We start from the raw sequence: 24,254 nt of genomic DNA on the forward strand, positions 1-24,254 counted from the left end.
AGACGCTGCAAGGGCCCACAACGGCAGTTCCGGGCATCTTTGTACCCTGAGGGCAGCACCCGTCATTGCGAGGAGCGAAGCGACGAAGCAATCCATCTTTCCCTCCGCGGAGGGATGGATTGCTTCGCTTCGCTCGCAATGACGATCCGCTACAGCGGCAGTTCCGGCTCGCGCCGCGCGTTGCGCCGGGCGCTCGTGCCCGCCGCCGACGTCGACGAGCGGACAAAACTCCAGCGGACCGAGGAGGCGTGGCGGGAATCCTGGCGGATCACGATCTGGGCGGTGCGGCGGGGGCCGTCATTGCCGGCCAGAAACACGCTGTCCTCGAGGTCGACCTTGTCGTCGAGCGCCTCGAAGGTCCAGACGTCGCGGCTGGGCAATACCAGCATGACGCCGCGCGCATCGCTGAGGCGGCTTGCCTTCACCGCGGGATGCAGATGAAACCGCAGGGCAAAATCGGTCTCGGCGCCCTTGATGCGCGCGCCCGGCGCCGGCGAGATGGTGTCCTCGCCGTCGAGCCTGCCGCCGTCCTGGGAGATCATCAGCACCCGGCGATGCTGGACGCCGAACCGGCCGAGATAGCCGTCATGGGACGTGGTCAGGAGATCGCCGTCAGCGACCGCCTCGCGGTAGCTTTCCACATTGGCCGGGCCGCTGACGACGGGCGCGCCCTGCAGCAGGCGCTTCATCGCCGACAGTTCGATGAACTGGCACGAGGACGTGTCGTGATAGGTCAGGGTCGAATGCGCCGCGGTGCTGCGCGCAAAGCTGCGCCAATTGTCGCGGCCGGTCGAGGGCATGCCGCAATTGATGACGATCCGGCTCGGTCCTGACGACAATTCGAACGAGAGGCAGCCGGCATGCGCTTCCTGGCTGACATTCGGTGGCGGCGGGGGTCCGGTGTCCATGATGACGGTCGTCGTGCCGGCATCGAGGCGCTGGAAGCCGGTATGCGGCATGTTCGCCATCGGCACGCCGTGGGTGTCGTCATACGCGAGCAGGGTGGCCACGAGATCCGAGGGCGCGTTGCTCATGCCGTTGAACAGCGCGAAGCTGCCGTCGCCGTGCCGGAAGAAGCGCAGCATCGGCATCATGCGGTCGATCGCATTCAAAAGCGCCGGCGGCGGCGCGATGTTGCGGGCGGCAAAGGTCTGCCGCAGCGGCAGCAGGTCGCTGAGCAGTTCGACCAGCGCGCCGGGATTGCGCGAGATGTGCCCACCGTCGGGCATGATCTGCCGCTGCAATTCGTCGGAAAGCCGTCGCGTGGCGGAACGGATGTGACGCGCCTGATTGGCCAGGCACAGCGAGGCGTAGCAAAGCGCGATCAGCACCTGCAGCCGCGGCACGCCGTCGGCGATGTCGAGCATCGCGTAGCGCAAATAGCGAATCTCGCGGGTCAGTCCGCGCAGATATTTGCGATAGAATTTTCCATCGGTGTCGCCGAGCACCAGCGGCGCCTGCGACAGCAGCGAGATCACGCGCCGCGCCAGCACGTCGGGGCGGCGTTCGAGCGGTCGCTTGCGCGCCGGATTCGAGATCCAGTCGTCGACCAGCGAGCGGGCATTGGCGCGGGTCAGCGCGGTGTCGGCGGCGCGCAGGTGCCGCAGCCAGCCGAAGCCGAGCAGGGCGACTTCCCAATCTTCCGACGGCGGTTCGAGATCGAAGATCGAGCGGCCATGGCAGGTCACGATCTTGCCGGCGAACACGAAGCGGCCGGCATAGATCTCGGCGGCGCGGGTGGCGTCGGCGGTGCGCAGATCATGCGGCGCGATGATCAGCCGGTCGGCGCGGCCGGGCCACAGCCGTGACACCGCCACCGTCGCGCCAGTCGCACGCGCGATCACGGTCCGCGCCGAGCGGCTCATGATAAGCGTCGAGATGCGTCTGCGTTGAGCGACCGACACGCCGTGCCTTGCTTAGGGAGGGAGGGGTATTGTGGCGAATCCTTTTAATCCGGAAACGCCGCCGTGACACCATCTTGAACAGGCGCGAATCACCCGAATGCCGGGCAATTCCAGTTTAAAATCAGGATTTAACCAGCCGTGCGGCGTAAAATCCATCCAGCCCGCCGAGCCGGGGGTCGGTATGGGGCAAATGGCAGGGCAGGGTCCGTAAGTCGCCGTTTGCGGTCAGGATTTCGCTGAGGCCCGCGACCTCGCCCGCCTCGATCGGGGCACGGCGCACGTCCGATTCGGTGGCCAGCAGGGATGCGACCGCCTGCTCGCCCTCTTCCGGCTCCAGCGAACAGGTGCAATAGACCAGCGTTCCACCTGGCTTGAGCAGCGCGACCGCCCGTTGCAGTAATCGCTTTTGCAAGGCCGTCAATGCGGCGATATCGGCTTCCTGCCGCAGCCAGGCCACGTCGGGGTGACGCCTTATGGTGCCGGTGGAAGTGCAGGGGGCGTCTACCAGCACGCCGTCAAAGCCTCCATTGTCCTGACCGGGCCACTCGGCGGCATCGGTCACCACGTCATCGGCCTGAAGTGAAAGCCGCGCCAGATTGTCGCGCAGCCGCGCCATGCGCGCCGGCGAGCGGTCGATTGCGGTGACGTGCGCGCCGGCTTGCGCCAATTGCGCGGTCTTGCCGCCGGGCGCGGCGCAGAGGTCGACAATGGTCTTGCCGCCGACGTCGCCGAACAATCGTGCCGGCAGCGCGGCGGCGGCATCCTGCACCCACCACTGCCCCTCGGTGAAGCCGGGCAGCATGGTCACCGAACCCTGCAGCAAGGTGCGCACGGTGCCGGTCGGCAAGGTTTCACCGTGCAGGCGGCTCGCCCATTGCGCCGCGTCTGATTTCACGGTGATGTCGAGCGACGGTTCATAGCCGATGGCGAGCGCCACCTGCCGCGCCGTGGTCTCGCCATACGCGCCGATCCAGCGCGCCAGCAGCCACGGCGGAATGTCCAGGTTCTGCGCTTTGACTTCGTCGATCAGCGGCTGTCCCTCGCGGGCGCAGCGGCGCAGCACGGCGTTGACGAGGCCGGCATATTTCGCGGCGCGGCGGTCCGATTGCACCAGCCGCACCGAGAGATCGACGGCGGCGTGATCGGGTACATCCATCCAGAGTATCTGTGCAGCACCGATCAACAGCGCGCTCTGCGCGCGCGGCGCGTCCGTCGGGATGCCGCGATCGAGCAGGCGCGACAGCAGATGGCCGAGCGTGCCGAGCCGCCGCAGAATCGTCGCCACCAGCCGCCGCATCAGGGCGCGGTCGCGATCGGCCAGCGTCTTCAGTCCGGGATGGGCACCGGCGCCGTCGAGCTGATCGTCGAGGGTCCGATGCTTGTGCAGCACGCCGTCCAGAATATCAGCCGCGATCCGTCGCGCGGCGAGGCCGGGCACTTCTGAAGGTACTGCGAATCTGGAAGGTGGCATGAAGCAGCAATGTCTCGGAAAGCGGAAAGGTTCTGGCCCATGCCATTGGAATGAAAGCCCGTTTGGCATGCGAATATGCCAAATGTAAGAATCGCCACAGACAATTTCGCGAATGTGATGTCATCTGTGCGCCTATCCCTGTGCTATGGGAGAATTGCGATGACCGACATTTTTTCATCCCCCGCGCCCGTCGCGGAACGCAAGAAGCTGACGCCCGCCGCCGAGCGCGCGCTGGCCGAGGCGGAAGCCCGCCGCAAGGCCGCGGCGGCCAGCGCCCCGCCGCATCAGAAGGAGTTTCAGGGCCCGAAGGGTCTGGAACCGACCCGATATGGCGACTGGGAGCACAACGGGATCGCGTCGGACTTTTGAGGCCCCAAGGAGTGCAATGGGCTCTTGCCGGATGCCCCGACTCAGCCCTTAGTCCGGGAATATGCCCCCATACGAGAGAATGAATGCATATCGGCCCCCGCGCCGGGGTCCTTGGCGCCGCTGGTTTTCGGCGGCCCTTCCGTGGGTATTCGTCCTCGGCGTGGCAGCGGGGACGATGCTGCCGGTGCGGGACTGGGTGCGCTGGCCCTGGTCGCATTCCCCGGACAGTCAGGCGGCGCGCGATGCCGAGACCATCTGGAAGCGGGCCGGAAGTGCGGACACGCGTCACGCGGTCGACGTCATCCGCACGATTGATGGCGATACGTTCGAGGCGCGGGTTCACCTGGAGCCGGGCCTCGATCTCAACATGCGGGTGCGTCTGCGCGGCATCGACGCGCCAGAATTAAAGGCGTCGTGTCCGCAGGAGCTGCAGATGGCCGAGGCCGCGACGGGCGCGTTGCGCGGATTGCTCGGCGAAGGTGACGTCAGGATCTTCAACATCGGGCCGGACAAATATAGCGGCCGCGTCGTCGCTGATGTCGAGACGCGGCGCACCGGAAATGTTTCGACGGCGATGGTCACCGTAGGTCATGCACGTCGCTATGGCGGCGGTCATCGCAACGGATGGTGTGCGAACGCAAGCCAAACGTTGCCCAAATGAAAAAGCCGCGCGATCGCGCGGCTCTACATTCAATCTGATCCGTGGATCAGCGCATGACAGTAACGGTCGTTCCGACCGGTACGCGTTGATAGAGATCGGAGATGTCGTCGTTGAGCATGCGGATGCAACCGTAGGATACGAAGCCGCCGACCGAGCCCGGCACGTTGGTGCCGTGGATGGCGTATTCACCGCCGGCCAGCGTCATCGCGGCGACGCCCATCGGATTGCGCGGCGAGCCGCCGGGAATGACGTCGGGCATGCCGGGCTTGTCGCGCCTGACTTCGTACGGCGGCGACCACGCCGGATTGCGGTACTTGCCGTCGATCTTTGTGGTGCCTGCCCACTGCTTGCCGGCCTTGCCGACGCCGACCGGGTAGCGCATGGCACGGCCGAAATCGAGAATGAGATAGAGCCGTCGCTCATGGGTCTTCACCACGATCGTGCCCGGCGCGTAGTCGCCGCTGATATCGACTATTTCCGGCCGCGCCTGCGCCGCCGGTGACATAACGATGCCCACACCAATGGTGGCGGCCAACGCCACCGCAATTCTCTTCAACATGCCCAGCTCCCAATCGCCCGCCCCTTTCGGGGCCCTCAAATATCCTTTCAGGCCTTGGCGGCCCGCTGTCTCGTCCACGCTTTTTTTTAGTTTAGTCGCGCGAACTGACCGGCTGGTTTCAACGCCGGCCTTCGAGACTGTTTCGCTGGGCGGAACAAAGAAAATGTTCGAAATAAAGTAAATGACCTGAAAACAACACTGGGCAGCGAAAAGCCCGCCGGAGCGGGCTCGCCACTGACAAGCGCGTGAGCGCGACGGCATTGCCGCCAAATTCGGCAGTTGCCTCGTCCCGGGGTCCCGGGACGACAGGCTGCTCCGGCGGCCTTACGCCGGCGCGCCCTTCTTGTTCTGCCGGTTCTGCACGAGATCGTCGACCACGGCGGGGTCGGCCAAGGTCGAGGTGTCGCCGAGGCTGGACGGTTCATCCTCCGCGATCTTGCGCAGGATACGGCGCATGATCTTGCCGGAGCGGGTTTTCGGCAGGCCCGGCGCGAACTGGATCTGGTCGGGAGAAGCGATCGGGCCGATGTCCTTGCGCACCCAGGCCACCAGTTCTTTGCGCAATTCTTCGCTCGGCTCGGTGCCGGCCATCAGGGTCACATAGGCATAGATGCCCTGGCCCTTGATGTCGTGGGGATAGCCGACCACGGCCGCTTCCGACACTTTTGCATGTGCAACGAGCGAGCTTTCGACCTCGGCGGTGCCCATGCGATGGCCTGACACGTTGATGACGTCGTCGACACGGCCGGTAATCCAGTAATAGCCGTCGGCATCCCGGCGGCAGCCGTCGCCGGTAAAATACTTGCCCTTGTAGGTCGAGAAATAGGTCTGCTCGAAACGGGCGTGATCGCCATAGACCGTGCGCATCTGCCCCGGCCAGGATTTTGCGATGCAGAGATTGCCGCTGCATTCGCCTTCCAGCACCTTGCCGTCGGCATCGACGATTTCAGGCACCACGCCGAAGAATGGCCGCGTCGCCGAGCCGGGCTTAAGCTTGGTCGCGCCCGGCAGCGGCGTGATCAGGATGCCGCCGGTCTCGGTCTGCCACCAGGTATCGACGATCGGGCAACGGCCGTCGCCGACCACGCGGTGATACCACTCCCACGCTTCCGGATTGATCGGCTCGCCGACCGAACCGAGCAGCCGCAGGCTCTTGCGCGAAGTTTTCTGCACAGGGCCGTCGCCCGCCTGCATCAGCGCGCGGATCGCGGTCGGCGCGGTGTAGAAGATGTTGACGTTGTGCTTGTCGATGACGTTCCAGAAGCGCGAATTGTCCGGATAGTTCGGCACGCCTTCGAACATCAGCGTGGTCGCGCCGTTCGCCAGCGGTCCATAGAGAATGTAGCTGTGGCCGGTGACCCAGCCGACGTCGGCGGTGCACCAGTAGATGTCGCCGTCGTGATAATCGAACACGTATTGATGCGTCATCGACGCGAACACGAGATAGCCGCCCGTGGTGTGCAGCACGCCCTTGGGCTGGCCGGTGGAGCCCGACGTATAGAGGATGAACAGCGGATCTTCCGCGTGCATATGCTCGGCCGGGCATTCCGTCGTCACCATCGCGGCGGCTTCGTGGTACCAGAAATCGCGCGACGGATTCATGTCGATGGCTGCACCCGTGCGCTTGACCACGACGACCCAATCGACACCCCCAGCTTTCGCAATCGCGGCGTCGACATTGGCCTTCAGCGGCACCTTCTTGCCGCCGCGCAGTCCCTCGTCGGCGGTGATGATGACCTTGGACTGGCAGTCGGTGATGCGCTGCGCGAGGCTGTCCGGCGAGAAGCCGGCGAACACCACCGAATGAATGGCGCCGATCCGCGCGCAGGCCAGCATCGCGTAGGCGGCTTCCGGGATCATCGGCAGATAGATCGTGACGCGGTCGCCCTTCTTGACGTTCCTTGTGCGCAGGATGTTGGCCATCTTGCAGACTTCGTCATGCAACTGGCGGTAGGTGATGTGCTTGGACTGCGAGGGATCGTCGCCCTCCCAGATGATGGCGGTCTGGTGGCCGCGCTTGTCGAGATGGCGGTCGATGCAGTTCCAGGCGGCGTTCAGGACGCCGTCCTCGAACCATTTGATCGAGATGTTGCCGGGGGCGTAGGAGACGTTTTCGACCTTGTGGAAGGGCTTCATCCAGTCGATGCGCTTGGCCTGCTCGGCCCAGAAGCCATTGGGATCACTGACCGAGCGGGCGTACATCTCCCGGTACTTGGCGTCGTTGATAAGAGCGCGCTTGGCCCAATCGGCGGATACGTCGTAAATTTTCTCGGACATCTTAACCCTCCCACTCATTGCGGCGCCGCACTCTGTGATGGCCGCAAGCCGTCCTGATTGTTGGAACGATTATGCGTCGCGGGACGATGCCCGGACAAGGCGCAAACGTCTGCGACCTTGGTCGGTCAGCCGGTTCCCGGCCTTGTCGCCGATCAAACCGCCGTCATTTTTCGGATCTTTTTCACGATACGGCCGAGGCAAAAATCAACGTTATCGCCGAATGGCTCCCATGACAGGTATTTTATTACCGGCAATGACGGAATCGGGACTCGCAAAGCCGGCCGTTACCCCCTAAATGGCCTCCCCGGGGCCGGACGGCTCTCAGGAACCAAGCTATAACAACAGGCATTGCCGGCAGACAGGTGGAGCAAGGCGATAACGGTCATGATGGATCAGCAGAGTTTCGAGGCTACGCGGCCCGTTTCCGCCGATCCCGCCGTTGCATTGGCTGAAGCGCTCGGGCAACTGCCCAAGCCGGCGCTGAAAGCGCCCGGGGCTAAGCCACACATCGTCGCCAAGACCTCTGTCGAAGACCTGGCCCAGGAACTCGGCCTCAAGCTCGGCGACCAGAACGGGCTGACCATCCGCCGCGTCAAGCGCGGCAAGGGCTATTCATTCCATCGCGCCAACGGCACCCAGATCCGTCATGCCGGCACCATCCGCCGCCTGCATTCGATGGCGGTGCCGCCGGCCTATCGTGACGTGCGCTATTCGGCCGATCCAAGTTCGCATCTGCAGGCCGTCGGCATCGATGCGGCGGGCAGGCTGCAGTACCGCTATCACGCCGATTGGGAAAAGGTCCGCGAGCAGCGCAAGGCGCATCGCCTGGCGCGGCTGGTGGGCGCCCTACCGAAGATCCGCCGCAAGGTCTCGGCGTACCTGTCCGGCGACGAGCCGACGCGCGAATTCGCGCTCTCGGCCGTGATCGAGCTGATCGCCCGCACCGCGATCCGGCCGGGCAATGAATCCTATGCCCGCCTCAATGGCACCCGCGGCGCCACCACGATGTTGAAGTCCAACGTCACGCTGGAAGACGATTGCTTCGTCCTGACCTTCAAGGCCAAGGGCGGCAAGGCCGTGCGCAAGGAATGCGATGCCGCCAAACTGGTGCGCGCTATTGGCATCCTGGGCACCGTGCCGGGCAAGCGCATGTTCCAGTATCGCGACAATTCTGGCACCGTTCGCACGGTCTCGACCACCACCGTGAACGCGTTCCTGCGTGAGATCGCCGGCATCAAGATTTCGCTGAAGGATTTCCGCACCCTGATGGCGTCGGCCGTGGTGCTGGAATCGCTTTCGCGGATTACGCCGGCCGCAAGCGAGCGCGGCCGCAAGAAGCAGGTGCTGGATGCGGTGCGCGCGGCAGCGGATGAGCTATCCAATACGCCCGCGATCTGCCGCAAGAGCTATGTCCACGACACCATCGTCACCGCGTTCGAGGACGGCATCCTCGAGCGTTTTGCTGCGACGATGAAGGGCTACCGCACGCAAGCGAAGCGCGAAGCGCTGCTAGCGCAGGTGGTGACGGCAGCGGCGGCTTAACGCCGAAGCCGTAGGGTGGGCAAAGCGCAGCGTGCCCACCATTCAGGATACCGCGAGTAGATAGATGGTGGGCACGCTTCGCTTTGCCCACCCTACACAATGACGTAGCTACATCCCGCCCATCTTGCAGACCATCTTCCACTCTTCCGCCGTCACCGGCTGAACCGACAGCCGCGAATATTTCACCAGCGCCATGTCGGCGAGTTTCTTGTCGGCTTTGATCGCGGCCATCGTCACCGGTGTCTTCAACGGCTTGTCCGCCTTGATGTCGACGCAGACGAATTTGCCGGTCTTGTCGGAGGGATCCGGATAGGCTTCCTTGATGATCTCGGCGATGCCGACGATCTCCTTGCCCTCGTTGGAATGATAGAAGAAGGCCTTGTCGCCCTTTTTCATGGCCACGAGGTTTTGGCGCGCGGTGAAATTTCGCACGCCGGTCCAGGCTTCGCCCTTTGCGCCCTTTGCGACCTGCTGGTCCCACGACCAGACCGAGGGTTCGGATTTCACCAGCCAGTACGCCATCGTCATTCCTCCGCCTTGAACGGCCGCGTCAGCAGGCCTTCGATCGCCGCGTCGATCGTCACCTTGCCGCCCAGGATCGCCGCGACCGCAGTTGATACCGGCATATCGACATTCTGCGAAGCGGCCAGTTCGATCAGGACCGGCGCGGTGAATTCGCCTTCGGCGAGCTTGTCGCGGTTCGGCGCTTCGCCGCGGCCGAGCGCGATGCCGAAAGCAAAGTTGCGCGATTGCAGGCTTGAGCAGCTCAGGACCAGGTCGCCGAGGCCGGAAAGACCCACCAGGGTTTCGCTGCGCGCGCCGCAGGCGCGACCCAGCCGGGCGAGTTCGCTGAAGCCGCGCGTCGTGAGCGCCGCCAGCGCCGAGGCGCCGAGTTGCCGGCCGACGACGATTCCGGCGGCGATCGCCAGCACGTTCTTGGCCGCGCCGCCGATCTCGACGCCGCGAACGTCCGTGGTGTGATAGGGCCGGAAGGTTGACGAGCCCAGCGCCTGCACCAGGTCGCTCGCCAGCCGCTCATCCCTCGCGGCTAGCGTCACGGCGGTTGGAAGGCCTCGCGCCACGTCGTCGGCGAAATTCGGCCCCGACAGGATCGCAGGGATTGCATCCGGTATGGTCTCGGCGATGATTTCGGTCATGAACCGATGGGTGCCGCGCTCGATGCCCTTGGCACAGGCGACGACCGGTGTCGCAGGCTCAAGATGCGGCGCAAGCGTCGTCGCGGCTTCGCGCAGATTTTGCGCGGGCGTCGCAAGCAGGATGATGTCTGCGCGCGCTGCTGCAGCGACCTCGGCCGTGATGCCGATACCGCTGTCGAGGCTCACGCCGGGCAGCTTTGGATTCTTTCGCGTCGCCATCATCTGCGCGGCGCTTTCAGCGTTTCGCGCATACAGCGTGACTTCGCGGCCGGCGCGCAATGCGGCGCATGCGAGCGCGGTGCCGTATGCGCCTCCGCCGATCACCGTGACCGAATTAAAGGACGCCATGTCAGAATCCCGCGCGCGTGTTGGTGTAGCCGGCCGGCGCGGTCGCGTTGGCGTCGAGCAGCCAGCGCGCGCGGGGCGGCGCATCCATCGTATCGGTCAGTCCGAGCGCCATCCGTTCCGCGCCGGCCCAGGCGATCATGGCGCCATTGTCGGTGCACAGGGCGGGCGGGGGAATGATCAACGTGGTCTGCGCTTTCGCGGCGACGTCCTGCAATGCGCCGCGGATGGCGTGATTGGCGGCGACGCCGCCGGCGGCGACCAGCGCGCGCGGCGGGCCGAACTGCTCGTGAAACAATCGCAAGCCGACGCTCAATCGATCGGCGGTCGATTCCAGCACCGCGGCCTGAAAACTGGCGCAGAGGTCGCTGACGTCTTGCGGTTCCAGCGGCATCAGGCGGCTGGCCTCATTGCGGACCGCCGTCTTCAATCCCGACAGCGAGAAATTGGCATCCGGCCGCCCGAGCATCGGGCGCGGAAACGCGAACCGCTTCGCATCGCCGCTCGCCGCTGATCGTTCGACCTCCGGCCCGCCGGGGTAAGGCAGCGACAGCATTTTTGCGACCTTGTCAAAAGCTTCGCCCATCGCGTCGTCGACCGTGGTGCCGAGCCTTACATATTTGCCGATACCGACCACGGCCACGATCTGGGTGTGTCCGCCGGAGGCAAGGAACAGGCAATAGGGAAAAGCGAGCGCGCAGGTGAGCCGCGGCGTCAGCGCGTGGGCTTCGAGATGATTGACCGCAATCAGCGGCGTATCGTGCACCATGGCAATCGCCTTTGCCGTGGTGAGGCCGACGATCACGCCGCCGATCAGGCCGGGTCCGGCGGCGGCGGCCACCGCCGACAATTGCGCAAAGCCGACATTTGCGTCCTTCATCGCTTGTCCGACGATGCCATCGAGCAGGTCGACATGGGCGCGCGCTGCGATCTCCGGAACCACGCCGCCGAAACGGGCGTGCTCGTCGGTTTGCGAGCGTACGATGTTGGACAGAATCTTCCCGCTGCCGTCGCGCTGGCGTTCCACCACGGCGGCTGCGGTTTCATCGCAGGTGGTTTCGATACCCAGCACCAGCATCGGCTTGTCGTTGTCCAATTTGATCCCTTATTTGAACCCTTGCGCTATCGCAACGCTTCCGTAACCGGGTAGCATTACGAGGTGACGGCGTGCAATCGCGCAGGTGTGCCGAAATCGTGTTGGCGGAGATCTGAAATATGGCCGTTCTCGTCACGCGACCAAGCCCGGATGATGAGATGACAGCCAAGGCCCTCCGCGCGCGGGGGTTCGATGTCCTGCGCGCGCCGATGCTGCGGTTCGAGCCGGTGCCGTTCCAGGACGATGCGGATGCAAATTACGGCGCCGTCATCGTCACCAGCGCCAATGCACTGCGCGCCATCGCGCCCCATCTGGCCGATAGCCGGCTGCAGAAACTCCCCCTGTTTGCGGTCGGCGAAAGCACGGCGGCGGCGGCGCGCGACGCCGGGTTTGGTGAGGTGATCGCGTCAAAGGGCGACGCCGGCGCGTTGCGCGATCTGGTGCTGGCGCGTGCGAAGTCGAAGCAACTGAAGAAGACAAGCCCGATCCTGTACCTTGCAGGCGCCGATCTCGCGCGCGACCTCGCCGGCGAACTCGGCGAGAACGGCTTTACGGTCGTGACGCAGACCACCTACCGGATGGTGCCCGCGCCCAGCCTGCCGCGGGACATATGTGACGCTTTCGTGGCGCATGAGGTCGAGGCCGTGCTGCATTACTCACGGCGCAGCGCACGGGCATTTTTGGAGGCGGCGCGCTCCGGGGGCGTCGAAATCTCGGCACTGGCGCTGCCGCAATGCTGCATTTCGCCGGCGGTCGCCGCGGTCTTGCGGGATGTTGGCGCGACCCAGGTCACCGCGGCCGCTTCGCCGGACGAAAATGCCCTGTTCGAGACGCTGGGGCGGGCGTTGCAACCCCGGTCCGGCTAATCGTTCGTGCCCTAATCTTTAAGTCGAAGCATGGTCTTATCGGAAAAGCGGTGCCGCCACTGCCGGATCATGCTCTAAGACGTCCCGATTCTGCTAAGTTCCGGCACCTAACCACCAGAGGGAACCGCTGTGATGGTCGATGACAGGCCCGAAGACACTGGATCGCTGCCCGATTCGAGCCGGCCGAAGCGCGAGCCGCCGACCATCGATCTCGAGGCGACCGAAGTGTCGAGCGAGACGAAGAGTTCTGCTGAGACATCGCCCGAGCCCGTGGCTGAGGCCGCGCCCGAGGTCGCCAAAGCTTCCGTTGAGGAGCCTCCGATTGCAGAGCCGGCTCCCCGGCCTGTCTCGCCCTGGATCGTCGCGCCGGTCTCCGGCGCGGCCGCCGCTGCGCTGGTGATCGGCGTCGGCTGGATGCTGGGCTGGCCTGCGATCCAACCCGCGTCCGCGCCGCCTGCGCCGCAGCTCAGCACCGCCATCGACGCTCTCACCGCCCGTGTCGCCGGACTGGAGCCCAAGGTCGGCAAGCACGTTCCCGATCCCGATCCCTTCGCCGCCGCGCGCACCGAGGCCTTGGAAAAAACCGTCGCGGCGTTGCGCACCGAGCTGGCGGCAACGCGGGCGCAAGGCGACAAGCTGGCGTCCGCGCTCGACGAGGTGAGATCCGCGCCGCGCGGCGATGGTGCCGCGTCGCCCGATCTCTCGGGGATCGATGCGCGCATCGCGAAGATCGAGAGCCTGATGCGGGCCGAGATCGCGCAGCAAGGCAGCAAGCTTGCGGATGCGAAAGCCGACGCCAAGCCTGCCGACGACATGGCGCTGCGCCGTCTGGTGTCGGCCGCGCTGCTCGATGTTCAGGTCCGTATCGGCGAACCCTTTCCGACGACGCTCGCTACCGCCAAAGCGCTGGCGCCCAATCCGCATGCCCTGAAGCCGCTCGATCAGTTTGCGGAGAAGGGCGTGCCGAACGCCGGCAAGCTGAGCACGGAACTGCTGGCATTGGTGCCGAAGCTGTCGCCGGCCGCGCAACAAAGCACCGCCACGACGGGCACGGGCATCGTCGAGCGACTGCAGGCGGGCGCTGCCAAACTGGTCAAGATCGAACGCACCGATACCGTCGGGAGCGATCGTGGCGCCGTGGTGGCGCGGATCACCGCGGCTGCGCTGCGAAATGACGCCAACGAGGCGCGGCGGGAATTGAAGACGCTGGAGCCGGATGATCGCGCCGCGGCGCAGTCCTGGCTTGAACGGGCCGATGCGCGCGACGCCGCGCTGGCCGCATCCCGTCAATTTGCGACCGACGCCATGGCTGCGCTCGGCAAACCGGCGCAATAAGGATTTCGATGATCCGGATCATTCTGTTTCTGTTGTTGATCGCGCTGGGAGCAGCCGGCGCGGCTTGGATTGCCGAGCAGACCGGCGATGTCGTGCTGTCATGGGGCGGCTATCGCGTTCAGACCACGCTGCCGGTCTTCATGCTGGTGCTGGGCATCGTCGTCGTTGCGGCGATGATGATTTGGGCGATCCTGCGTGGCGTGTGGCACACGCCCGCGCGTATGCGGCGCAGCCGCCGCGAGCGGCGTCAGGCCCGCGGCCGGCATGCGATCACGCAAGGGCTGCTGGCGATCGGCCACGGCGATTCCTCCGCCGCCCGGGTCCATGCCGAGGCGGCGCGCAGACATGCGGCGCACGATCCGCTGGCGTTGCTGCTGCATGCGCAGTCGGCGCAGCTCGACGGCGACCGCGAAGGCGCGCAGCGCGCTTTTCGCGCCATGGCCGAACGCGAGGACACGCGGCTGCTCGGCCTGCGCGGCCTGTTCATCGAGGCGCAGCGCGCCGACGATCCGGTTGCGGCCGTGATGGTCGCCGAGGAAGCGCTGAAACTGTCGCCGTCCTCGTCATGGGCGTCGCATGCGGTGCTCGGCTTCTGCTGCGCCAAGGGCGACTGGGCCGGCGCGCTGAAAATCCTCGACAACAATCAATCGGCCGGACTGATCGACAAGGCGGCGTATCGCCGGCAACGCGGCGTGCTGCTGACGGCGCGCGCGCTCGAACTCGAAAAGGTCGATCGCGATCTGTCGCGCGAGAGCGTGATGGAAGCGGTCAAGCTGGCGCCGACGCTGGTGCCGGCTGCGGTGCTGGCGAGCAAGTTCGAGAGCGAAGCGCATCAGGTGCGGCGTTCGATGCGCCTCGTCGAGACGGCGTGGCTGGCGCAGCCGCATCCGGATTTGGCGGATGCCTATGCGCATGTGAAGCTCGGCGATTCCGCACGCCAACGTCTGGTGCGGGTCGAGACGCTCGCAGCGAAGATGCCCGGTCACATCGAGGGCGCGCTGGCAATTGCGCGCGCCGGGATCGACGCGTCCGAGTTTACAAAAGCGCGCGATGCGCTGGCGCCCTTCATCGCCGCACCGACGCAACGCGTTGCGCTGTTGATGGCGGAGATCGAGCGCACCGAACATGGCGATAGCGGCCGGGCGCGGGCGTGGACGTTGCGCGCGGTGCGCGCGCTGCACGATCCGGCCTGGACCGCGGACGGCTATGTCAGTGATCGCTGGCGGCCCGTCTCCCCGGTTACGGGGCGGCTGGATGCCTTCCAGTGGCAGACCCCGGTCGCCGCACTTCCGTCCGACAGGGGGGCTGCGATCGAATCCTCAGCCTTCGAGGAAGCCATGCTGGCGACCCCGCGCCGGGCCGTCGTCCTCGAGCCGCCAAAGGACGTCGACGAGGAGAAGCCGGCTCCGTCGTCCGTCGCCCCGGCACCTTCCGCCGCGCCCGCTGCTTCAGCTCCTGCGCCGGCTGCCGAGCAGGACAATGCGCCTCCGCCGGCTGCCGCCGCCGAGGCGGCCCCCGCTGAGGCCGCTCCAGCCGAAGCCGCCCCCGCCCCAACGCCCGCCCCGTCACCTGCACCGGCCGAATCGGCCCCAAGCCGGCCGGCCCCCTTGTTCCGGTCACGGCAGGACATTCCGAAGGCAGTTCCAGCCCCCATTCCGGCGGTCATTCCGCTGATCCGGGCGCCCGACGATCCCGGGGTCGACGATGACGGCCCGGCGGACGAATTCGCGGAACAAATCGGCCCGCCCAAGGCCCAGGCCGGCGGCTGGCGGGGATTTTTGTCACGCTGGGGCGGTAACTAATCCCGTTTTTCTTGCCAATCGGGGCCGTGCCCGATATCAGGTGCGGGCGTTTCAGGCTCACGCCGAGCGCCGCGTTTGGTCCGCCGCAATAGCTCAGTTGGTAGAGCACGTCATTCGTAATGACGGGGTCACAGGTTCGAGTCCTGTTTGCGGCACCACGCTTTTCAAAAAATTCCTTCGAACAGTCGGCGCTTGCGTTCACGGATGCGTTGCGTGACCTGTCTCACATCAGGGATCGCCGGCCCGGCATAGTCTCCGCCTCGACCTCAAGGGGAGACACAAACATGCGTAAATTCATTTTCATTGCAGGATTTGTTTTGGCCTCCGCCGCTGCGCAGGCTGGCGATCGCAGCCTTTCGCTCGGAGGCATCGAGACGAAGACCGCTCCGGCGCCGGCCAAAGCTATGGATGCATCGAAAACCGCTGAAGTCCCGCAGGCCGCTGAAGCTCCGAAGTATGTCGAGCGGCCCGCGGTGGTCGAGCCCAAACCCGAGACGAGCAAGGCCGAGACGAGCAGGACTGAGACGAGCAGGCCCGCGGCAAGCCACACCGAGAGGGCGAGGCCCAGGGCGACCGGCATGCAGCGCTATGCTAATCGTCCCGCAAGCGCCGGACCCGGAAGACCCTCGGCACAGAGAGCTGCGATGATGTCGAGGGGCGCGGGAGCGCACCGCATGCGCAACGGGATCCGGGCGCGCATCATCGCCGCACTGCACCGCCACGGCATCTATTGGTAAGCGTAGTTGTACGTCTTTTCGTCATGCCCGGGGCAAAGCGCGAAGCGCATCTTCGCGCTTTTGCCCGGCCATGACGGATAGTAAGCAAAACGCGCCCCTCGGGTTCAAGTCCGAAGAGCGCGTTTTTCATTGAGTAAGGCCGGAGCCGATGGACGGCTTCCCGCCAATCTTTATTGCGAAACCGTCTGCACCACGCTGCTGATCGGACGGCTGGCAACCGCCGGCACCTTCTGGTCCTTCACCAGCATCGCATCATATTCCGGCAAGGTTTCGAGCTGCTCCTTGGCCTTCATCTGCACGACCTTGTAGCCGCCGGCCTTCAGCCGACGCAGCAGCGTCGGCAAGGCAACCGCCGTGTGCTTCTGCAGATCGTGCATCAGGATGACGCCCTTGCCCTGCTTGTCCAGCTTGGTCATGACGTTCTGAATCACCTGGTCGGGGCCGGACGACTTGAAGTCGTTGGAATCGACATCAACTGAAAACATCGAGATGTTGCGCGAGGCGAGATAGCTAAGGGCGGGCTGCGTGTGCCCGAGGCCCGGGAAGCGGAAGAATGGCGCGGGCGCAGTCCCGAGCGCCATCTTCACGGCGCTAAAGCCCTTCTCGATCTCTTCCTTGACCTGCGCTTCGGTCAGCTTCTTGCTGTCGAGATGGGCGTGCGACCATGTGTGCGAGCCGATCGTGTGGCCGGCGGCCGCCACCTGCTTGAGAATTTCCGGATGATAGGTCGTATGCTTTCCGACCGGGAAGAACAAGGCTTTCGTGCATTCATCCGAGAGCGCCTTGAGCACCGCCGGCGTGGTCGGCCACGGGCCGTCGTCGAACGTCAGCACCACTTCCTTGTCGGTCAGGAAGTCGAACTGCTTGTACTGCAGGAAGCCGAAGCCTGGGCCGCCCGTGGTGTCGATCACGACCGTGCGGCTGACGCCGAGTGCGTCGGGATTGGCGCAGGTCGATCGCATCGCCTGCGGCGCAGGAATGGGCGCGGGGGCAGGGGCCGGCTTCGAAAGGGAAGCCGTGATCTCGACGTCGTCCTTCAGCGCGAGCTTTGCCGCGGCGGGCGCCGGCAACGGCTCGGCCTTGCGGGCGGCAACGGTTTGAGGTGGGGCCGCGTCGGCGCGCGGCGAGGAGGTCCAGAACCAAACGCCGGTGATCACCAGCGCCGTCATTACACTGGCCAGCATCAGGCCCAACGCATTACGCATCGCTACTCTTTCCACATATTCGGGGTACACACACGCAACAGGGCATTAATGCCAACAATTTCTTAACGCCTCGCGAACACGCGCCGGTTAGGCGAAGAAGATGAGGGGTTTATGTTTGAGTGACGTCAGTCACAGTCGTGGCGCCCGGTTCCGCGCATGCTGCAACCATCAACAGCCGGTCCACGTAGCTGGACCAAAGGGAGCCGAAAATGACGACACTGTTCACCCGTACCGTTCGGAAGGTCAGTCTGGCACTGGCTTTCGCCGCCTCGTTCTCCGCCGTTTCCTCAACCGCGAGCTTCGCCTTCAGCTCGGAAGCGCAGCAGCAGTGCACCGGTGACGCGTTCCGCCTGTGCAGCTCGGAAATCCCGAACATTCCGAAGATCACGGCCTGCATGATCAAGCATCGCTCCGATCTGAGCGTGGGCTGCCGCGGCGTGATGGATCGCGAACTCGCCGCCCAGAAATCCGGCAAGCTCGCCGCGCAATAATCGGCTCTCTATTTTGGCTCTCGGGAACGCTTGCGTCGATGCGACGCAGGCGTTTTTCGCTTTCTGGGCGTTCACGTGGCACGGCCAAAGCGATTTCGCCGTTCACAAATGCGTTGGCGGCCGAATTTCGGTGACCGGATTCCCGCTCTGACACGTTTTCTTGACGCGAACCGGTCCACCCCGGATCAAGTCCGGCTGGCTTTCGCTCGAAAACGCTATAGAACGCGCGGATTGCGTTCTCGTGTACGTATAAAGGCATAGCAAATGACCAAGATTCTTTTCGTGATCCCCCTGATCCTGATGGCTTCGAGCGCGTCGGCACAGACAAAAAAAGAGGGGCATGACGAGTGCGCGCGCGACGTCTCGCGGTATTGCCGGGCGCAGATGCAGGATGGCGATCAGATCATTCTGGCCTGCCTGAAGCAGAACCGCGCCAAGATCAGCAAGGCCTGCCAGCAGAAGTTGACAAGTCACGGGCAGTAGAATTCGTCTGGTGGCCATACGTTTTCGAGCGAAGTGGGTGCCGGTTCGCAAAGCAATCAAGTTGACGCAGATTGCGTAGACTTATCTGCGGTAGAAAACGCGTCAAAACAGAAGCGAGAGCTTAGGTTCTGATTCGATCAGATCCTAAGCCTTAGTTGCCGTAGAGATAGTTCGGCAGCCACAGCGTGATGCCGGGCCAGATGTACATCAGCACCATGCAGACGATGACGATGAACATGTAGGGCATCATGCCCGCGAAGATCTGGTTGAGCGTGACATGCTTCGGCGCCACGCCCTTCAGATAGAAGGCCGACATCGCCACCGGTGGTGACAGGAACGCGGCCTGCAGGTTCACGAACACCAGGACGCCCCACAGGATCGGATCGATGCTGAAGTGCTTCAGCATCGGCAGGAAGATCGGCACGAAGATCACGATGATCTCGGTCCACTCCAGCGGCCAGCCCAGGATGAAGATGATCGCCTGCGACAGGATCATGAACTGGACCGGCGTCATGTTGAGCGACAGCACCCAGTTTTCCAATAGCGCTTGACCGCCGAGGATCGCAAACACCGCCGAGAATAGCGCGGAGCCGACGAACAGCCAGCACACCATCGAGGTGGTCTTGGCGGTGAGGAACACCGCTTCCTTGGTGCGCTTCCAGTCCAGCGTCCGGGCCGAAAACGCCAGCAGGAAGGCGCCGGCCGCGCCGACCGCGGCCGATTCCGTAGCGGTCGTGATACCGAGCAGGATCACCGCGAGCACGACCGCGGTCAGGAGGCCTAGCGGCATCACCGACGCGACCAGCAGCCGCAGCACCTCGAACTGCTCGGCCTCCATGGTCCAGTAGTAATAAAGCAGCACCAGGCCGAAGATGCCGGCGATAAAGGCGAAGTAGGTATAAAACTCCGGCGCCGGCCCGGTGTACGAAGGTGCCGTGGTGGTGCTGCGCAGCTCGGAGCTGCCCATCTGCTGCAGCGTTTCCGGCTCGTTCCTGGTCGCGGCTCCCGACCTGCCGCCGCCGAGCTCTTCCAGCTTTTCTTCCGCCGGCTGCGAAGCGGCCCCGGCGCCCAGCGGCTGCGGCGCGTCGTCCACCTTCTGCTGTATCGATGCCGCAGGCGGTGTCGGAATATCGGGCTGCGGGTGAATGACGACGTACCACCACGTCGCCCACAGCGTGGCCACCGTCAGCACCAGCGGCACCAGCGCGAAGCCGAAATTCTTGAGCAGCAACGGGTAACCGATACGCGCGCCGTCCACGCTGATGTTCAGGGCCTTTGCCGGCGCGAGCACTGCGCCAAACAGCGCCGGCAGCATTTTCCGTGAATAGGCCTTCTGCAACTCGGCGACCCATGGCCGGACTGGAACGCGGGTTTCGCTTTCGGGAAGTTTTGGCGCGATCTTCGGATTCAGCAGCGCCCAACCGATGACGTAGACGAGATAGAGGAGCGCCAGGAAGAAACCCGGAAACATCGCCGCCGCGTAGAGCTTCACCACCGACTGTCCGGCCACGGCCGCATAGACGATGATCATCACCGAGGGCGGGATCAGGATGCCGAGCGTGCCGCCGGCGGTGATGACGCCGGAGGCGAGTTTGACGTCATATCCGGCCTTCAGCATAGGGTTGAAGGCGATCACGCCCATCAGCACCACCACCGCGCCGACAAGGCCTGAGGCGATGCCCCAGAAGGTGCACACGATCAGGGTTGCGACCGCGAGCGAGGCCGGCACGCGGCGGAACGCGAGCTGGATCGAATAGAACATCTTGTCGACCAGCGCGCCGCGCTCCATGACGTAGCCCATGAGCACGAACAGCGGGATCGAGATCAGGACGTCGTTGGTCATCGCGCCATAGGTGCGCTGGACCATCAGATCGAAGATGTGGTTGTCGGCCCAGGCCTCGCCGCCGCGGTAATAGGCGAAGAAGCCGAAGAACATGCCCAAGCCCATCAGCGTGAACGCCGTCGGGAAGCCCATGATGATCACGACCACGATGAGGCCGAGCATCAAAAGCCCGAGTGCCGGATCGCTCATCGCTGCAAATCTCCACCCATGCCGCGCTGCCGCGCGCTCTCCTCGATGTTCTGCGCATGCTCGATCGCGGCTCTGCGCGCTTCCTCATCGACATGCTCGCTGTGCGCCAACTGCTCCTCGACGACGTCGATTTCGCTGACGTCTTTCAGGCGGCTTGGCCATACCCCGGTTTGCAGGCACATGATGCAGCGTGCAATTTCGGCCGCGCCCTGCAGCAGCAACAGCGCTCCCGCCAGCGGGATCATGAATTTGAACTGCCAGACCGGCGGTCCGTCGGCGGTCACATTGGAATGCTCGTTGATGCGGTAGGAGATCGACGCGTAGTCCCAGCCAGCATAGACCAGCGCCGCGATGCCGGGCAGGAAGAACACGATGTACAGCACCAGATCGAGCAGGGCCTGCCTGCGTGGCGGCATCGAAGAGTACAGGAAGTCGCCGCGGACATGACCGTTCTGCGCCAACGTGTAGGCGCCGGCGAGCATGAACAGCGTGCCATACAGCATGTTGGAGGCGTCGAATATCCACGCCGTCGGCATGTTGAGGATGTAGCGCTTGAACACCTCGGCGCAGACCAGCGCCATCAGCCCGATGATCAGCCACGCGGCGGCCTTGCCAAACCAGGTGCTGATGCCGTCGATCGTGTGCAGAAAACGCTGCGCGTTCATGAGAGTTCGGGCCGCCGCTTGAATGGGTCGTCGGAACAGAGTTGCCGACAATAGAAACCATCATCCGGGATGGCTATCCCGGATGATGCATTATTCGTGCGAATTATGGCTGTCAGGTCTTCTTCTTGGCGTTGGGGCCGAAGTAGTGGTTATAGGCCATGCGGCGGTTCACCACGGTATCCTGTTCCCACTGCGTCGCGCGCTTGGCGAAGGCCATCTGCGACGCAACGATTTCCTTGAACAGCGGGTTGTCAGCCGATTTCTTCTCGACGACCTGGTCGTAGATATCGAGCTGCTTCTGCAGGATCGAGTCCGGCGTCTTGTAGAATTTGACCTTGTCCTTGGTCTGCAGCTCTTCGTAGTCCTTGGAGTAGCGGTCGATCGCCTTCCACGCCATGTCCTGGCCTGCCGCCTCAGTGGCGACCGCGATGATCGCCTTTATCTTGTCAGGCAGCGCGTTGTACTTGTCTTTGTTGAACATGATCTCGAACTGCTCGGCGTTCTGGTGGTAGCTCTGCAGCATGCAGACCTTGGAAACGTCGGCGAAGCCGAGGATGCGATCCGACGTTGCGTTATTAAACTCGGCCGCGTCGAGCAGACCGCGGTCCATCGCCGAGACGATTTCGCCGCCCGGCAGCGCGTTGACAGCGGCGCCGAGGCCGGTGAACACGTCGATCGAGATGCCGACCGTCCGGAACTTGACGCCCTGGAGGTCCTCTGCCTTGGTGACCGGCTTCTTGAACCAGCCGAGCGGCTGGGTCGGCATCGGCCCATATGGGAACGAGACGACATTGGCGCCGATCGAGGCGTAGAGCTTTTCCAGAAGCTCCTTGCCGCCACCGTATTTGTGCCAGGCGAGCAGCATGTTGGCGTCCATCGCATAGCCCGGGCCCGAACCCCACAGCGCCAGCGCGTTCTGCTTGCCGTAGTGATAGACCAGCACGCCGTGGCCGCCGTCGAGCGTGCCCTTCGATACGGCATCGAGCAGGCCGAAGGCGGGAACCACGGCGCCTGCCGGAAGCACCTCGATCTTGAGATCGCCGCCGGTCATGTCGTTGACCTTCTTGGCGTAGTCGAGGGCGTATTCGTGGAAGATGTCCTTGGCCGGCCAAGTGCTCTGCCAGCGCATGCTGGTCGGGCCTTGGGCGCTCGCAATGTTCGGCGCGGCGACGGTTGCTGCGGCGCCCGCCGCGGCCACTTTCAGGAAGTTACGGCGGCTCGAAGTCTTGCCCTTGGTTGGTTTAGTCATGGGTATCCTCCCGGTTGAGCCTGCCTTGGTTGGCCGGCCGTCATTGATTGAGGCAAACTCTAGAGGCCGGGCCCGAGCTTTGGCAAGGATACGTTATACCAATGCGGCGTTAAGCTGCGGCTCTGCCGTGGGCAGCGACCCATGGCACAGCCGGCACCGGCCGGGCTGCCCGATTGGTTAACGGCTCAATCTGGAGCACTGCGCGATCGCAGTGCGTCGGTAAAACTACGTGCTGCTGCCTGCCGCGGTCGCGACCACCGGCAAGACTTCGTTTGCAGCGCGGTCGGGGGTATCTTCCTTCCAGCGCACCGAGCCGAACGGCCGCTCCAGCATGCGGCGGACGCGGATCGGCTCGGGCCCGAGGTGAAAATCGATCGCGCGCTGGTGCAGCGCACGCTCGGATTGGGTCGGGCGGCTACGCTGGCGCAAATAATCCAGCCAGGTTGGGCAGTGATAGCGCTCGGTCCATAGTTCGGGGTCGGCGATGTCGCGCGCGATCGACCAGCCATAGGCGCCGTTGCGCTGCCGGCTGAGCTGCACTTCCTGCATCACGTTGTGGAAGGCGCGCGCGCTGTCCTGCGCAACGCGATACTCGATCTCGACCACCAGCGGCCCGCTGCGCCCGGTCAGCGACAGTTTCACTTCGGGATCGGCCAGCGCCTCGGCGGGCGGCTCATAACGCGCGCCGACCGGCGGCATGCGCAGCCAGATGCCGAGCAGCGGGGAAAGCAACATCAGTCCGGCGGAGACCAGCAGCGCCACCTCGACGCCGGCGATGTCGGTGAGGTGACCCCAACCCCAGCTTCCGATCGCAATGCCGCCGGCAATCGCGGCCTGGAATGCCGCCAGCGAGCGGCCGGCGACCCAGCGCGGCGCCGAGAGCTGCACGCCGATGTTGAACAAGGCGACTGCCAGCATCCACACCGCTCCCGCGAGCACCAGGGCGATCGCCGTCAGGATGGCGCTGCTGCTCAGGGCGACCGCGGCGATCGCGCCGGCCAGCGATATCGTGCAGGCGCGCACCGCGGCCTCGCCGCTCATGCGCCGCCGCACTTCCGAGATATTCAGCGCGCCGAATACCGCGCCCATGCCGAAGGCCCCCAACATGATGCCGTAAGTTTGCGCGCCGCCATGCAGGAGGTCGCGGGCGACCAGCGGCATCAGCGCCGAGATCGAGCCGCCGATCACGCCGGTGACCAATGTCCTGATCAGGACGATGCGGATCGACGGCGAATTGGCGATGTAGCGCACGCCCGAGACGATGGCCCGGTTGAGGCGTTCGCGCGGCAGGCGCGATGGTTCGTGGGTGCGGTTCCACAGAAACAGCACCACCATCAGCGGCAGATAAAGCACGGCATTCACGGCAAACGCGGCGACAGCGCCTGCGGTCGCGACCACGATGCCGCCGACCGCCGGCCCGAAACTGCGCGCGATGTTGTAGCTGATGCCGTTGAGCGCGACCGCCGCCGGCAGCGTTTCCGCCGGCACCTGCTCGCTGACCGAGGCTTGCCAGGCCGGCCCGAACAGCGCCATGCCGCTGCCGACCACGAAGCACAGCGCCAGCAGGATATTCGGCGTGACGAGGCCGAGCCAGAACATCACAGTCAGCACGGTTGCGCCGACAAGCGAGATACCGAGCGAGACCATGGCGACGATCCGCCGGTCGTGCATGTCGGCGATGGCCCCGGCCGGCATCGAGATCAGCATGATCGGCAGCATCAGCGCGGTCTGCACCAGCGCGACCTTGTCGGCAGAAGAGGTCATCTGCGTCATCGCCCAGGCCGCGCCGACGCCCTGGATCAATATCCCCAGATTGGAAACGAGGCTGGCGAGCCAGATGCGCCGGAACACGGCGTGCCGTAGCGGTGCGAAGATACTATCGGAGCGCTTCGGCGGTTCGGTCATATCCGGTTCCGGTTGGGCTGCTATGAGGGGCGACGATTCCTGCGGGCGCTCACAGATGCCTGCGAAAACCTTGCTCTGTCCAGTAGTTAGGTCGTTATGAGGA

Annotated in this window: 21 protein-coding genes and 1 tRNA gene; 10 read left to right on the plus strand and 12 right to left on the minus strand. The window is 64.6% G+C overall.

Annotated elements, in window-relative coordinates:
* Window positions 1–149: 149 nt before the first annotated feature.
* A complete protein-coding gene (locus KIP88_RS12670; RefSeq protein ID WP_214488241.1) occupies window positions 150–1,865 on the minus strand; it encodes a heparinase II/III family protein in 1,716 nt (571 codons plus the stop codon).
* Window positions 1,866–2,025: 160 nt separating this feature from the next.
* Window positions 2,026–3,375, minus strand: a complete 1,350-nt coding sequence (locus KIP88_RS12675; RefSeq protein ID WP_214488242.1) for an RsmB/NOP family class I SAM-dependent RNA methyltransferase — start codon at window positions 3,373–3,375, stop codon at window positions 2,026–2,028.
* Window positions 3,376–3,534: 159 nt separating this feature from the next.
* On the opposite strand from KIP88_RS12675, the gene KIP88_RS12680 reads away from it, so the two are divergent.
* Entirely contained in the window at window positions 3,535–3,744 is a 210-nt protein-coding gene (locus KIP88_RS12680) for a DUF1674 domain-containing protein (RefSeq protein WP_214488243.1), read from the plus strand.
* A gap of 61 nt (window positions 3,745–3,805) precedes the next feature.
* A complete protein-coding gene (locus KIP88_RS12685) occupies window positions 3,806–4,405 on the plus strand; it encodes a thermonuclease family protein (RefSeq protein ID WP_214488244.1) in 600 nt (199 codons plus the stop codon).
* Window positions 4,406–4,451: 46 nt separating this feature from the next.
* Here KIP88_RS12685 and KIP88_RS12690 read toward each other — a convergent pair whose 3' ends face one another.
* Together KIP88_RS12690 and acs are read right to left on the minus strand one after the other, a co-directional pair.
* A complete protein-coding gene (locus KIP88_RS12690; protein ID WP_214488245.1) occupies window positions 4,452–4,964 on the minus strand; it encodes a L,D-transpeptidase in 513 nt (170 codons plus the stop codon).
* A 324-nt stretch (window positions 4,965–5,288) separates the two neighbouring features.
* A complete protein-coding gene (gene acs / locus KIP88_RS12695) occupies window positions 5,289–7,241 on the minus strand; it encodes an acetate--CoA ligase (RefSeq protein ID WP_214488246.1) in 1,953 nt (650 codons plus the stop codon).
* Between the two features lie 384 nt (window positions 7,242–7,625).
* On the opposite strand from acs, the gene KIP88_RS12700 reads away from it, so the two are divergent.
* Window positions 7,626–8,783 (plus strand): DNA topoisomerase IB, encoded by a 1,158-nt coding sequence (locus KIP88_RS12700; protein ID WP_214488247.1) that lies wholly within the window; start codon window positions 7,626–7,628, stop codon window positions 8,781–8,783.
* A 108-nt stretch (window positions 8,784–8,891) separates the two neighbouring features.
* On the opposite strand, the gene KIP88_RS12705 is transcribed toward KIP88_RS12700, so the two are convergent.
* Genes KIP88_RS12705 through tsaD form a run of 3 tightly spaced genes read right to left on the minus strand, consistent with a single transcriptional unit; the run spans window position 8,892 to window position 11,363 of the window.
* Window positions 8,892–9,305, minus strand: coding sequence for an EVE domain-containing protein (locus KIP88_RS12705; protein WP_214488248.1), 414 nt, complete (start codon window positions 9,303–9,305; stop codon window positions 8,892–8,894).
* A 2-nt stretch (window positions 9,306–9,307) separates the two neighbouring features.
* Window positions 9,308–10,288: an NAD(P)H-dependent glycerol-3-phosphate dehydrogenase gene (locus tag KIP88_RS12710; protein WP_214488249.1), complete on the minus strand. Its 981-nt coding sequence runs from the start codon at window positions 10,286–10,288 to the stop codon at window positions 9,308–9,310.
* A 1-nt stretch (window position 10,289) separates the two neighbouring features.
* A complete protein-coding gene (gene tsaD, locus KIP88_RS12715; RefSeq protein WP_214488421.1) occupies window positions 10,290–11,363 on the minus strand; it encodes a tRNA (adenosine(37)-N6)-threonylcarbamoyltransferase complex transferase subunit TsaD in 1,074 nt (357 codons plus the stop codon).
* A 137-nt stretch (window positions 11,364–11,500) separates the two neighbouring features.
* Here tsaD and KIP88_RS12720 point away from each other — a divergent pair, with 137 nt between their 5' ends.
* The 5 genes from KIP88_RS12720 (at window position 11,501) to KIP88_RS12740 (ending at window position 16,121) form a co-directional block, all read left to right on the plus strand.
* On the plus strand, window positions 11,501–12,247 hold the full coding sequence (locus tag KIP88_RS12720; protein WP_214488250.1) for a uroporphyrinogen-III synthase: 747 nt from the start codon (window positions 11,501–11,503) through the stop codon (window positions 12,245–12,247).
* A 132-nt stretch (window positions 12,248–12,379) separates the two neighbouring features.
* Complete coding sequence (locus KIP88_RS12725) at window positions 12,380–13,582, plus strand: hypothetical protein (RefSeq protein ID WP_214488251.1); 1,203 nt, start codon at window positions 12,380–12,382, stop codon at window positions 13,580–13,582.
* An 8-nt stretch (window positions 13,583–13,590) separates the two neighbouring features.
* The gene (locus KIP88_RS12730) at window positions 13,591–15,384 is read left to right on the plus strand and encodes a heme biosynthesis protein HemY (protein WP_214488252.1); all 1,794 of its coding nucleotides are present in this window, start codon (window positions 13,591–13,593) and stop codon (window positions 15,382–15,384) included.
* 82 nt (window positions 15,385–15,466) lie between these two features.
* A tRNA-Thr gene (locus tag KIP88_RS12735) sits at window positions 15,467–15,542 on the plus strand.
* Between the two features lie 126 nt (window positions 15,543–15,668).
* On the plus strand, window positions 15,669–16,121 hold the full coding sequence (locus KIP88_RS12740; RefSeq protein ID WP_214488253.1) for a hypothetical protein: 453 nt from the start codon (window positions 15,669–15,671) through the stop codon (window positions 16,119–16,121).
* A gap of 170 nt (window positions 16,122–16,291) precedes the next feature.
* On the opposite strand, the gene KIP88_RS12745 is transcribed toward KIP88_RS12740, so the two are convergent.
* Entirely contained in the window at window positions 16,292–17,326 is a 1,035-nt protein-coding gene (locus tag KIP88_RS12745) for a polysaccharide deacetylase family protein (protein WP_214488254.1), read from the minus strand.
* A 209-nt stretch (window positions 17,327–17,535) separates the two neighbouring features.
* Between KIP88_RS12745 and KIP88_RS12750 the strand changes: the two genes are divergently transcribed.
* Together KIP88_RS12750 and KIP88_RS12755 are read left to right on the plus strand one after the other, a co-directional pair.
* A complete protein-coding gene (locus KIP88_RS12750) occupies window positions 17,536–17,817 on the plus strand; it encodes a hypothetical protein (protein ID WP_214488255.1) in 282 nt (93 codons plus the stop codon).
* A 264-nt stretch (window positions 17,818–18,081) separates the two neighbouring features.
* On the plus strand, window positions 18,082–18,300 hold the full coding sequence (locus KIP88_RS12755) for a hypothetical protein (protein WP_214488256.1): 219 nt from the start codon (window positions 18,082–18,084) through the stop codon (window positions 18,298–18,300).
* A gap of 151 nt (window positions 18,301–18,451) precedes the next feature.
* Here the strand turns inward: KIP88_RS12755 and KIP88_RS12760 are convergent, their stop codons facing one another.
* From KIP88_RS12760 to KIP88_RS12775, 4 genes are all read right to left on the minus strand, one after another.
* A complete protein-coding gene (locus KIP88_RS12760) occupies window positions 18,452–20,332 on the minus strand; it encodes a TRAP transporter large permease subunit (RefSeq protein ID WP_214488257.1) in 1,881 nt (626 codons plus the stop codon).
* Window positions 20,329–20,997, minus strand: a complete 669-nt coding sequence (locus KIP88_RS12765; protein WP_214488258.1) for a TRAP transporter small permease subunit — start codon at window positions 20,995–20,997, stop codon at window positions 20,329–20,331. The genes KIP88_RS12760 and KIP88_RS12765 overlap by 4 nt, the downstream gene beginning before the upstream one ends.
* 112 nt (window positions 20,998–21,109) lie before the next feature.
* Window positions 21,110–22,246 (minus strand): TRAP transporter substrate-binding protein, encoded by a 1,137-nt coding sequence (locus tag KIP88_RS12770; protein ID WP_214488259.1) that lies wholly within the window; start codon window positions 22,244–22,246, stop codon window positions 21,110–21,112.
* A 225-nt stretch (window positions 22,247–22,471) separates the two neighbouring features.
* Window positions 22,472–24,151 carry an MFS transporter gene (locus tag KIP88_RS12775; protein ID WP_214488260.1) on the minus strand — a complete coding sequence of 560 codons (1,680 nt, stop codon included), beginning with the start codon at window positions 24,149–24,151 and terminating at the stop codon, window positions 22,472–22,474.
* Window positions 24,152–24,254: the final 103 nt, after the last annotated feature.

Source organism: Bradyrhizobium sp. SRL28, assembly GCF_018596315.1.
GTDB lineage: Bacteria > Pseudomonadota > Alphaproteobacteria > Rhizobiales > Xanthobacteraceae > Bradyrhizobium.

Excerpts from the sequence above, each read along its gene's own strand:
- KIP88_RS12670 (WP_214488241.1), bottom strand. The coding sequence starts at position 1,865 with ATGAGCCGCTCGGCGCGGACCGTGATCGCGCGTGCGACTGGCGCGACG.
- KIP88_RS12675 (WP_214488242.1), bottom strand. The coding sequence starts at position 3,375 with ATGCCACCTTCCAGATTCGCAGTACCTTCAGAAGTGCCCGGCCTCGCC.
- KIP88_RS12680 (WP_214488243.1), top strand. The coding sequence starts at position 3,535 with ATGACCGACATTTTTTCATCCCCCGCGCCCGTCGCGGAACGCAAGAAG.
- KIP88_RS12685 (WP_214488244.1), top strand. The coding sequence starts at position 3,806 with ATGCCCCCATACGAGAGAATGAATGCATATCGGCCCCCGCGCCGGGGT.
- KIP88_RS12690 (WP_214488245.1), bottom strand. The coding sequence starts at position 4,964 with ATGTTGAAGAGAATTGCGGTGGCGTTGGCCGCCACCATTGGTGTGGGC.
- acs (WP_214488246.1), bottom strand. The coding sequence starts at position 7,241 with ATGTCCGAGAAAATTTACGACGTATCCGCCGATTGGGCCAAGCGCGCT.
- KIP88_RS12700 (WP_214488247.1), top strand. The coding sequence starts at position 7,626 with ATGATGGATCAGCAGAGTTTCGAGGCTACGCGGCCCGTTTCCGCCGAT.
- KIP88_RS12705 (WP_214488248.1), bottom strand. The coding sequence starts at position 9,305 with ATGGCGTACTGGCTGGTGAAATCCGAACCCTCGGTCTGGTCGTGGGAC.
- KIP88_RS12710 (WP_214488249.1), bottom strand. The coding sequence starts at position 10,288 with ATGGCGTCCTTTAATTCGGTCACGGTGATCGGCGGAGGCGCATACGGC.
- tsaD (WP_214488421.1), bottom strand. The coding sequence starts at position 11,363 with ATGCTGGTGCTGGGTATCGAAACCACCTGCGATGAAACCGCAGCCGCC.
- KIP88_RS12720 (WP_214488250.1), top strand. The coding sequence starts at position 11,501 with ATGGCCGTTCTCGTCACGCGACCAAGCCCGGATGATGAGATGACAGCC.
- KIP88_RS12725 (WP_214488251.1), top strand. The coding sequence starts at position 12,380 with ATGGTCGATGACAGGCCCGAAGACACTGGATCGCTGCCCGATTCGAGC.
- KIP88_RS12730 (WP_214488252.1), top strand. The coding sequence starts at position 13,591 with ATGATCCGGATCATTCTGTTTCTGTTGTTGATCGCGCTGGGAGCAGCC.
- KIP88_RS12740 (WP_214488253.1), top strand. The coding sequence starts at position 15,669 with ATGCGTAAATTCATTTTCATTGCAGGATTTGTTTTGGCCTCCGCCGCT.
- KIP88_RS12745 (WP_214488254.1), bottom strand. The coding sequence starts at position 17,326 with ATGCGTAATGCGTTGGGCCTGATGCTGGCCAGTGTAATGACGGCGCTG.
- KIP88_RS12750 (WP_214488255.1), top strand. The coding sequence starts at position 17,536 with ATGACGACACTGTTCACCCGTACCGTTCGGAAGGTCAGTCTGGCACTG.
- KIP88_RS12755 (WP_214488256.1), top strand. The coding sequence starts at position 18,082 with ATGACCAAGATTCTTTTCGTGATCCCCCTGATCCTGATGGCTTCGAGC.
- KIP88_RS12760 (WP_214488257.1), bottom strand. The coding sequence starts at position 20,332 with ATGAGCGATCCGGCACTCGGGCTTTTGATGCTCGGCCTCATCGTGGTC.
- KIP88_RS12765 (WP_214488258.1), bottom strand. The coding sequence starts at position 20,997 with ATGAACGCGCAGCGTTTTCTGCACACGATCGACGGCATCAGCACCTGG.
- KIP88_RS12770 (WP_214488259.1), bottom strand. The coding sequence starts at position 22,246 with ATGACTAAACCAACCAAGGGCAAGACTTCGAGCCGCCGTAACTTCCTG.
- KIP88_RS12775 (WP_214488260.1), bottom strand. The coding sequence starts at position 24,151 with ATGACCGAACCGCCGAAGCGCTCCGATAGTATCTTCGCACCGCTACGG.